Source organism: Nostoc sp. ATCC 53789 (assembly GCF_009873495.1).
In the GTDB taxonomy this organism is placed as follows: domain Bacteria; phylum Cyanobacteriota; class Cyanobacteriia; order Cyanobacteriales; family Nostocaceae; genus Nostoc; species Nostoc muscorum_A.
Window position 1 is genome coordinate 3,047,105 of the sequence record NZ_CP046703.1, and the last position, 10,396, is coordinate 3,057,500.

8 protein-coding genes and 1 rRNA gene (1 of these 9 only partly in view) are annotated in these 10,396 nt (G+C 39.8%); 7 read left to right on the top strand and 2 right to left on the bottom strand.

What is annotated here, in order from left to right; genetic code table 11:
- Window positions 1-822 precede the first annotated feature (822 nt).
- On the bottom strand, window positions 823-1,077 hold the full coding sequence (locus GJB62_RS12495; protein ID WP_114080489.1) for a hypothetical protein: 255 nt from the start codon (window positions 1,075-1,077) through the stop codon (window positions 823-825).
- A gap of 562 nt (window positions 1,078-1,639) precedes the next feature.
- Here GJB62_RS12495 and GJB62_RS12500 point away from each other — a divergent pair.
- The 6 genes from GJB62_RS12500 to hisS all read left to right on the top strand — a co-directional run bounded on the left by GJB62_RS12500 (window position 1,640) and on the right by hisS (window position 7,455).
- Window positions 1,640-3,799 carry a Tex family protein gene (locus GJB62_RS12500; RefSeq protein ID WP_114080490.1) on the top strand — a complete coding sequence of 720 codons (2,160 nt, stop codon included), beginning with the start codon at window positions 1,640-1,642 and terminating at the stop codon, window positions 3,797-3,799.
- 13 nt (window positions 3,800-3,812) lie between these two features.
- Complete coding sequence (locus GJB62_RS12505) at window positions 3,813-4,154, top strand: 2Fe-2S iron-sulfur cluster-binding protein (protein ID WP_114080491.1); 342 nt, start codon at window positions 3,813-3,815, stop codon at window positions 4,152-4,154.
- A 219-nt stretch (window positions 4,155-4,373) separates the two neighbouring features.
- Window positions 4,374-4,772, top strand: a complete 399-nt coding sequence (locus tag GJB62_RS12510; RefSeq protein WP_114080492.1) for a phage holin family protein — start codon at window positions 4,374-4,376, stop codon at window positions 4,770-4,772.
- Between the two features lie 129 nt (window positions 4,773-4,901).
- Complete coding sequence (locus GJB62_RS12515) at window positions 4,902-5,093, top strand: YqaE/Pmp3 family membrane protein (RefSeq protein WP_114080493.1); 192 nt, start codon at window positions 4,902-4,904, stop codon at window positions 5,091-5,093.
- Between the two features lie 398 nt (window positions 5,094-5,491).
- Window positions 5,492-5,938 (top strand): DUF3598 family protein, encoded by a 447-nt coding sequence (locus GJB62_RS12520; RefSeq protein ID WP_114080494.1) that lies wholly within the window; start codon window positions 5,492-5,494, stop codon window positions 5,936-5,938.
- A 125-nt stretch (window positions 5,939-6,063) separates the two neighbouring features.
- Window positions 6,064-7,455: a histidine--tRNA ligase gene (hisS, locus tag GJB62_RS12525; RefSeq protein ID WP_114080495.1), complete on the top strand. Its 1,392-nt coding sequence runs from the start codon at window positions 6,064-6,066 to the stop codon at window positions 7,453-7,455.
- Window positions 7,456-8,013: 558 nt separating this feature from the next.
- Here hisS and nadC read toward each other — a convergent pair.
- Window positions 8,014-8,880 carry a carboxylating nicotinate-nucleotide diphosphorylase gene (gene nadC, locus GJB62_RS12530; protein WP_114080496.1) on the bottom strand — a complete coding sequence of 289 codons (867 nt, stop codon included), beginning with the start codon at window positions 8,878-8,880 and terminating at the stop codon, window positions 8,014-8,016.
- Between the two features lie 314 nt (window positions 8,881-9,194).
- Between nadC and GJB62_RS12535 the strand changes: the two genes are divergently transcribed.
- Window positions 9,195-10,396 (top strand): 16S ribosomal RNA (locus GJB62_RS12535); it runs 288 nt beyond the window's last position.

Consider the following 10,396-nt stretch of genomic DNA (forward strand, 5'->3'; position numbering starts at 1 on the left):
TAGATTGTTCTTAATTATATGTAATTTTAACTAGAGGTTTACTCAAAATTTATTGTTACATATAATCACTTACTAGAATACCACGAGAAAAGGGTGTTGCAAATTTATCGGCACACTTCATCAAAAATTCATTTACCGAAAATATACTTAAACAAAAACTTCATAAAATCGAAATTTTCCTATATATATTAGGAATTTTTATTTGTACATTTATAAAGCACTTTCTGGCTAATAAACTTACAGAAGTAGCGATTTCATGTCAGACTCTAGAAGTGTAAAGCAAAGAGTTTGAGAAAACAGAATTAACCTTGAACAACAGTGCAGACAATAGCGTGTATATTATAGTACATTAAAGTATTAGTTAAATACAGCACACATCATAGATGAAAACCGATAGTCTGAATTGTTTTTTATATTATCCATGAAGATATTAAATTTTATACACCTCACAAGAACCGTAGGTCACTTATGATACCTAATAAGATGGAAAACTCAATTTCTGAATTTTACGATCAAATTTTATTTGATACTATGATTGATTATGAATATATTTTTAAAAGTTTGCATTGCCTTTCCAATGGAAAAGTTCAACAATACTTAACCTAACTATAGAGTTTATTACCTGAAGTAGAAAATGGAATTTACCATTATTAGGAAATAATAAATACAGTACAGTTTCAAGAAGTTGTCAAAATTATACACATATCGAGGGGCTTTTCATCAAAAAGTTACCAAGTTTTGTTTTTAAAGACATTACTAGGTTAGATGACTTATGATTTTTAGCAGTTTAAAGTTGAAAAAAATATTTTGTCGTGGTTGAGATTATTTAATTTCTCTAGGTTGTTTTCCTGTAGCTTCAGTTTGTTTGAACTCATTTTTCTGCAAAAGTCTGTTCGTAATGATTAAGACAGCAATTAATAATCCAAACTGAATCTGCCAAGGTGCCAATACTAGACTTAAAATCAAGCTAATAGCTGCGAATACACCTGCAAGATATGCAATTTCATCAGTACTTTTTTTAAACATGTAGCCCGTGGCTAAAGCAGTACACAGTGGTATCAAGAAAAACAAAGGCATCTTAGCAAACCTCTGAATGAAAAGTTATTTATTGTGCTTATAAAACAAATTGTTTTGGTAATTGTGGTCAATTTTACATCCAATAAGCTTTTAGGCACAACAGTCGAACGAAATAAATATTAGAGAAAATCAAGATTACGCAACATTGTATCTTATACCAATTTGAATAATTATTGCGATAGATGAAGCATCCAAAAGCTTGGCGAATAACTCCTTCATTTGTGGTAGATACTGCGTGTAACAAGTTTTCAAAGTAAGGATATTAAGACACTATGCGTAGCAAGGTTTAAGTGTATGCTTATACAAGTGTTTTGGCGATGCTTGTTCTAACCTTCTCCCGACTCAGGATAGCTGCGCTATGCTATACAAACTCTCCTTACATCTACGCGGATTAATAGGGTTTAAAACTTACTTGCGTAGGTGGGTTTTGTCTCTTCGGCTTCTACTCTTGTGAGCAATCATCTGGTAAATTAGCTTAAAACTTTGGCCTTGCGCCAGGATAAGGATCTAGCATATTACCTTTAGAAGTAGCATTTTTATTTTTTTGCATTTTACACACCTAATGCTGAACATTCCTCAACTACTGGCGACTGAAATAAACCTCAAACCTCATCAGGTGCAAAACGCGCTGGAACTTTTGGCGGAGGGTGCAACAATTCCCTTTATTGCACGTTATCGTAAAGAGCGCACCGATGAAATGAATGAAGTGCAACTACGTGAACTGGCTGATCGATATACTTATTTAACAGAACTGGAAGAAAGAAAATCGGTGATTTTAAGTGCGATCGCACAGCAAGGTAAACTCACAGATGAACTCAAAGCCAAAATCTCATCCTGCTTACAAAAAACCGAACTTGAGGATTTATACTTACCCTATCGGCCAAAGCGCCGCACCCGCGCCACTATCGCTAGAGAAAAAGGACTCGAACCACTGGCGGAATTCATCAAGTCGCTAAATGTCAAAAATGCTGCAACGGCTTCACTGGAGGAAGAAGCAGCTAGGTATATTTCTGAAACCACGGGAGTCAAAACAGCAGAAGAGGCGCTTAAAGGTGCTGCTGATATTTTAGCGGAAGAAGTCGCTGAAAAAGCTGAATTACGGTCATATATCCGCGATTATCTTTTAGAAGAAGGGGTATTTGTCTCCCGCATCAAAGATGATTATCCCGAAGGTACAACCAAATTTGAGATGTACCGTAACTATCAAATTAGGGTAAAAAATATTGCACCCCATAATATGCTGGCATTGTGTCGGGGTGAAACCGAAAAAATATTAAGCTTTGAAATCGCTTTCGATGAAGATACGGTACTTTACTATCTGGAGTCGAAAGAAATTAAAACCAAAGTTCGGCCAATTCGTGATTTTTATCAGGCGATGTTGAAGGATGCGTTCAACCGTTTGATGAAAGTCTCTCTAATGGGAGAGGTAATTTCTGAGAAAAAAATCTATGCAGACATAGAGTCAATCAAGACATTTGAAACTAATCTGCGAGAGTTGTTACTGTCTGCACCAGCCGGAATGAAACCAACCTTGGCCATAGACCCTGGATTTAGAACTGGGTGTAAAGTTGCTGTCCTCGACCAAACAGGAAAATTTTTGGAATATCAAGCGGTTTTTCCTCATCAAGCGGCTGAACAACGTGCTAAAGCAGCACAAACTGTCAAAAATCTGATTGAAAAGTACAAAATTGAGTTAATCGCCATTGGTAACGGTACAGCTTCCCGCGAGACAGAAGAATTTGTGACGCAAGTATTGCAAACAATAGAACGCAAACCAGTTAATGTAATGGTGAATGAGTCTGGTGCATCTATATATTCTGCGAGTACTGTAGCGCTAGAAGAGTTTCCCGATTTAGATATTACCGTGCGCGGTGCTATTAGCATCGGCCGCCGTTTGCAAGACCCTTTAGCCGAACTAGTGAAAATCGATCCCAAATCCATTGGTGTGGGACAATATCAGCACGATGTCGATCAGAAGTTGTTGAAAAAGAAATTGGATGACACTGTAGAAAGCTGCGTTAACTATGTCGGCGTAGACTTGAACACCGCCTCCAAAGAACTTCTGACTTCCGTCTCTGGGATTACAGCAACAGTTGCCAATAACATTGTCACCTATCGCAACCAGAATGGAGCCTTTAAAAATCGCCGCCAACTTTTGAAAGTTCCGAAGCTAGGGCCAAAGGCTTTTGAACAAGCAGCGGGTTTTCTACGGATTTGCGGCGGTGACAACCCATTAGATAATACAGCAGTGCATCCAGAAAGTTATTCTGTAGTAGAAGCGATCGCATCCGATCTAAATGTGCCATTAAATCAGGTGACACAAATTGCCGAAAAACTCAAAAAGACCAACCTGAAGAAATATGTTACCGATAGCGTCGGCGAACCTACACTGCGCGACATCCTCAGCGAACTAGAAAAACCAGGTAGAGATCCCCGTGCCGAATTTAAGTATGCCACCTTCAAAGAAGGAATTAAGGAAATCAGAGACTTAAAGGTGGGAATGGAACTAGAAGGAATCGTGACAAATGTCGCCAACTTTGGGGCTTTCGTTGATATCGGCGTACATCAAGATGGCTTAGTGCATATATCCCAACTTATTGATAGATTTGTCGACGATCCTAACAAAGTTGTCAAAGTCGGACAAGTAGTTAAAGTGCAGGTGTTAGAAATCAACGAAAAACTGAAGCGGATTAGTTTGTCGATGAAAGCAGTTAAACAATAATTATAAACAGCAGATGGGAGTTTATCAAGTTCGATTCATCAATCCTACACTTGGGTTAGATCGCACCATTCAAATACCAGACGATCAATATATTCTGGATATAGCAGAAGAAGCTGGTATCCGTCTACCATCTGGGTGTAAACAAGGCGAATGTTCTGCTTGTATTGCCAAACTCATTAGCGGTGAAGTTAATCAAAGCGAGCAAAAATTTCTGCGCCCAAGTGAAATACAGGCTGGTTATGTTGTTACTTGTGTAACTTCCCCCTTGTCTAATTGCACTTTAGAAACCCATCAAGAACAAGTCTTATATAAGTCAGCTCTTTACTACAAGCCTGAGTCTGGAAAATCTGATTAAATTAATCTTAAATTCGTAGGGTGCATTAAACAAAAAAATTAACGCACCCTTGAAAACATGGCATCACAGTAGGGGCGCATCAATATGATAACCACTATAGTTTTCTCAATAATAGACCTAATGGTAGAAGGAAATTCTATCTTGCAAGAGAGGTGAAAGTCTGTCACATAGTTAAAGATGAGATAAGAAGTTACAAACAAAAAAGATTAGGTCAAAAAAATGTTGACACCATTATTAACCGCCCTAGCTACAGCTTTGAGCCTGTTGATTGTTGATTTAGTTGTTCCAGGCGTTAATATTGCTAATTTCCCCGCAGCTATGATTGCTGCTTTAGTAGTTGGGCTAATTAACGGTTCAGTTAAACCAGTTCTGTCTGCTCTCTCCCTACCACTTAACTTTCTATCATTTGGAGCATTTTCGCTCGTCGTCAACGGTTTATGTTTTTGGTTAGCAGCAGTACTAGTTCCTGGTTTCTCAGTAAATGGGATTATTGGTTTCCTTCTTGGGCCAGTGATTCTAACCTTTGCTAACACTTTCATTAATAACTACTTTGTTGAAAGAAACCTTTTAACCAGCAGTGGTGATGTAAAAAGCCAAAATGAATTACCTTCTAGATAAATATTAAAAGGGGTAGAAATAGTAATTTCATCACTTTTCTACTCCATAAAAAATATCTGAAGGTGGATTTACTAAATCGGCATCTTCAAAGAATGTAACTAAAGAAAATCACAAAAATACAGCAAAATCATGAAATTAGTTCGTTATCTTCTAGGTTTGTTAGTGCCTCCTTTAGGCGTTTTCCTGACAGTTGGAATTGGCCCTACATTGTTTATCAACATTTTGCTCACAGTTCTAGGCTGGCTACCCGGCAGTATTCATGCAATTTGGGTCATTGCCAAGCATGATGAACAACTAAATCGAGAAAGTGGTATTTACTAATACGCAAGAGAAAATTGGTAAATATCAAATATTAAGTATGGTGCGTTACGCTTAAAACCGTAACGCACCATTTCATTTTGTACCAATTCCAAATTTCACTTGCATAATTAGTGGACAATTGGTTGTGTGTAGAATTCAAAAATTAGTCCATACAAGCTAGAAAAGCAGAGTACTAAATCGAATTGTTAGTACTACATACAGCATTATATAATAAGCTTTGCGGCGTGGAACCTAGTCTGACTCAAACACTAGTACGATAAATGGCTAATGATTTGCGTCCTGCTACAACCAAAGGGAACTTGCGGTTTGAGTCCGTCACTTACTTACCCCGGCGGTAAGTGTAAGGTAGTTCGCTTGTGTTGTATCCCTTACCCAAAGTTTTTGAGAGGTGAATTGCAATGTCTAATCTTCGAGAAGGAATGCCCGTACTTGCCCGTCATGAGGGAGATTGGGTAGGAACTTATACATTAATTGATACAACAGGAAAAATCCTCGACAGTTATGAGTCTCACTTAAGCTGTCAATTTCCAGAAAATGGCCCTCATCCCTACTATCAAATCAATCGCTATAAGTGGTCTGATGGGAAAGAAGAAAAGCATGAATTTCCAGGAAGCTATAAAGATAATAAACTCTGGTTTGACACCGAGCGCATCCAAGGAAAAGCCTGGGAAATTGATGATTCTGTTGTGATTTTGTGGTTTAGTTATAAAACTAACCCAGAAATGAGTTTATACGAAATGATCTATATTAGTCCCGACAGCAATAATCGTGCCCGTACTTGGCATTGGTTTAAGAATAATAAAATCTTTCAACGCACCTTAATTCAAGAAGAACGGCTAAGATAGTAATTTCTGTTTTCAGAGATCATCAATCATTATTCTCTAGTCCGCGCGGGCGGACTTTGCTTGTGTAGCGACAGCTTCAAATGGTTAGGCTTTTCTCTCAAATTTCAACTTAGTAAGGTACACGCATGGCAAAAGGTGACAAAATAAACTTTTCTACTCCTAGTGGTTTCCCAGAATTTCTGCCTAATGAAAAGCGTCTAGAGTTATATTTGCTAGATATCATTCGTAGAGTTTTTGAAAGCTATGGATTTACACCCATAGAAACACCTGCTATAGAACGTTTAGAAGTGCTTCAAGCTAAAGGAAATCAAGGCGATAATATCATTTATGGCATTGACCCCATTCTGCCACCAAATCGACAAGCCGAGAGAGATAAATCGGGCGAAACTGGTTCGGAAGCAAGAGCATTAAAGTTTGATCAAACAGTTCCTTTAGCAGCTTATATTGCCCGTCACCTGAATGAGTTAACCTTTCCCTTTGCCCGCTACCAAATGGATGTGGTTTTTCGAGGAGAACGTTCAAAAGATGGGCGTTTTCGCCAGTTCCGGCAGTGTGATATTGATGTAGTTGCTCGTCGTGAACTCAGTTTACTCTACGATGCTCAAATGCCTGCAATTATCACTGAGATATTTGAAGCAATAAATATTGGTGATTTTTTGATCCGCATCAATAATCGTAAAGTTCTTACAGGTTTTTTTAAGTCAGTAGGAATTACTGAAGATAAAATTAAATCGTGTATTGGTATTGTTGATAATTTAGAAAAAATTGGTGAAAATAAAGTAAAACAAGAATTAGAAAAAGAGGAAGTTTCAGAAGAACAGACTCAAAAAATTATTGATTTTATTAAAATTCATGGTTCTGTTGATGAAGTATTAAATAAACTTAAGCATCTCACCCAAAATCTGCCAGAAACCGAGCAATTAAGCCTGGGGATTAGCGAATTAGAAACGGTAATTACAGGCGTGCGTAATCTCGGAGTGGCCGAAAATCGTTTCTGTATTGATTTATCCATTGCTCGTGGTCTTAATTACTATACTGGTACAGTTTACGAAACAACCTTATTAGGACATGAAGCTTTAGGTAGCATCTGTTCTGGTGGGAGATATGAAGAATTAGTTGGGATATTCTTAGGTGAAAAAATGCCTGGTGTAGGCATTTCTATTGGTTTAACTCGCTTAATTAGTCGATTGTTAAAAGCTGGTATTCTTAGTACCTTAGCTGCTACACCAGCTCAGGTTATGGTAGTGAATATGCAAGAAGATTTAATGCCAACTTATTTAAAAGTTTCGCAACATCTGCGTCAGTGTGGAATTAATGTTATCACTAACTTTGATAAGCGTCCCTTGGGTAAACAATTTCAGCTAGCCGATAAACAAGGAATTCAATTTTGTGTAATTATTGGTTCTGAGGAAGCAGCAACACAAAATTCTTCCCTGAAAGATTTGAAAACAGGTGAGCAAGTAGAAGTGTTACTGGTAGATTTGGCTGAGGAAGTTAAAAAAAGGCTTGCTTCATAAGCTACAAAATTCTAAGGGTAAGTTGGATTTCATTCGTGATACTATTGGTGAATTATTTCTTAACATTGTAATTCAACGATAAACCTGTCGTCTCTAAAAATATTGGTTTTCCCTTAGCCAAACCGAACTACGAAAAAATCAGGTTTTTTGCTGCTTTAAAGTATAAAGTTATATTTTGCCAACAGTATCAGGAACAAAACCTAACCTTGTATCTTAGAAGAAGTGTAGACCGTCACAACTTGATCAACAAAGACCCCTTTTTATAGGGTTCAACACAACAATATCCTATACAAAACTCGAACAGTCTCCGGGTTCAAAACACTGATTCGCAAACTTTAGAAGTCCAGAGAAATTAGGGGCTCTTTATTACCTCATAAGAATTATGAGTAAATTTGATTATATTAAGTTTAAGAAATTAAGTGAGAATATAGCTTGATGTTTATATCCCATATTTAGAATATCAAATAGTAGTATAGATAGATTGTTTTTAGTGAAATTTTATCCTTCAATAAACCAAGACTATACAAACTTTGTAGTAAAATAATTGACCTTACTTATCTAAAGTTCAATCCTCATACTCAAATCCAACCACTTCGACTGAGTAATCGGCGCACTGCTAGAAATATAGTCAACACCAGTCTCTGCCACACTGCGAATCGTCTCTAAAGTCACATTCCCTGAAGCCTCTATTTTCACCTGGCTATCCCGCTCGCGAATCAACTGCACCGCCTCATACATCATATCCACAGGCATATTGTCTAACATAATAATGTCGACGTTGTGCTTCAAAGCTTCTTTCACCTGCTCTAAACTTTCAGTCTCTACCTCTATTGTCAAGGGATAAGGTATTTGAGAACGAATACGGGTAACTGCTTTTTCAATTCCACCTGCCGCCGCAATGTGATTATCCTTAATCATCACTGCATCATCCAATCCCATACGGTGATTAATCGCTCCACCCACAGCAGTTGCATACTTTTCCAACAGTCTCAATCCTGGTGTAGTTTTACGCGTATCCACCAACTGAGTCGGTAAATCAGCAATTTTCTCTACATATATATTAGTGAGCGTAGCAATACCACTCAATCGCATAGCCAAATTGAGAGCAACTCGTTCCCCCATCAGTAGCGCATCCAGCGAACCATGAATTTCAGCTACCACCTGTCCCGGCTCACACCATGTACCTTCAGCCGCAACCGCCGCAAAGCTGACTTTTTCATTCAAAATCTGAAACACCCTAGCTGCAACCGATAAGCCAGTAATTATGCCTGAAGCTTTAGCTATCCATTTAGCCGAGCCTAGCGTCACATCTTCTACTAGTAGCGTATTTGTTGTGCGATCGCCCCGGCCAATATCCTCCAACAACCAGCCACGCAAAAGAGGATCTAAAACCAGCCAAGGCGGTAAAACACCAGAACTGCTCACAAATATATTGCTTCCTTAGTAACTTACAGGAATACTATAGCTTAAAACTCTTACACTCTAAGGCTTTGATGGCGATAGAAAAGCAGTCCAAAAGAATTTTGGAAAAATAGTTGACACAAGGAGGTGTGTTCGCTATATTGAATAAGTGCCTGAAGCGGAGAGCTTAAAGCGACTCGCGAAAAGGGATACCGAACCTTGAAAATATTATAGTTTGAAAGCAATTATACAGCAAGTGTGTTGCGTCAAGAAAATAAAAAGATAACTAAGCTGAAGTTAAAAAAGAGCAGCTAAAAGAGCTATAGAGCTTTCCAATTAAAACGGAGAGTTTGATCCTGGCTCAGGATGAACGCTGGCGGTATGCTTAACACATGCAAGTCGAACGGTGTCTTCGGACACAGTGGCGGACGGGTGAGTAACGCGTGAGAATCTGGCTCTAGGTCTGGGACAACCACTGGAAACGGTGGCTAATACCGGATGTGCCGAGAGGTGAAAGGTTAACTGCCTAGAGATGAGCTCGCGTCTGATTAGCTAGTTGGAAGTGTAATGGACTCCCAAGGCGACGATCAGTAGCTGGTCTGAGAGGACGATCAGCCACACTGGGACTGAGACACGGCCCAGACTCCTACGGGAGGCAGCAGTGGGGAATTTTCCGCAATGGGCGAAAGCCTGACGGAGCAATACCGCGTGAGGGAGGAAGGCTCTTGGGTCGTAAACCTCTTTTCTCAGGGAAGAACACAATGACGGTACCTGAGGAATAAGCATCGGCTAACTCCGTGCCAGCAGCCGCGGTAATACGGAGGATGCAAGCGTTATCCGGAATGATTGGGCGTAAAGCGTCCGCAGGTGGCAATGTAAGTCTGCTGTTAAAGAGTCTAGCTCAACTAGATAAAAGCAGTGGAAACTACATAGCTAGAGTACGTTCGGGGCAGAGGGAATTCCTGGTGTAGCGGTGAAATGCGTAGAGATCAGGAAGAACACCTAGGGGCGAAGGCGCTCTGCTAGGCGTAACTGACACTGAGGGACGAAAGCTAGGGGAGCGAATGGGATTAGATACCCCAGTAGTCCTAGCCGTAAACGATGGATACTAGGCGTGGCTTGTATCGACCCGAGCCGTGCCGTAGCTAACGCGTTAAGTATCCCGCCTGGGGAGTACGCTTAAAACGGTGAAACTCAAAGGAATTGACGGGGGCCCGCACAAGCGGTGGAGTATGTGGTTTAATTCGATGCAACGCGAAGAACCTTACCAAGGCTTGACATGTCGCGAATCTTCTTGAAAGGGAAGAGTGCCTTCGGGAGCGCGAACACAGGTGGTGCATGGCTGTCGTCAGCTCGTGTCGTGAGATGTTGGGTTAAGTCCCGCAACGAGCGCAACCCTCGTTTTTAGTTGCCAGCATTAAGTTGGGCACTCTAGAGAGACTGCTTAGTGACAAACCGGAGGAAGGTGGGGATGACGTCAAGTCAGCATGCCCCTTACGCCTTGGGCTACACACGTACTACAATGCTCCGGACAGAGGGC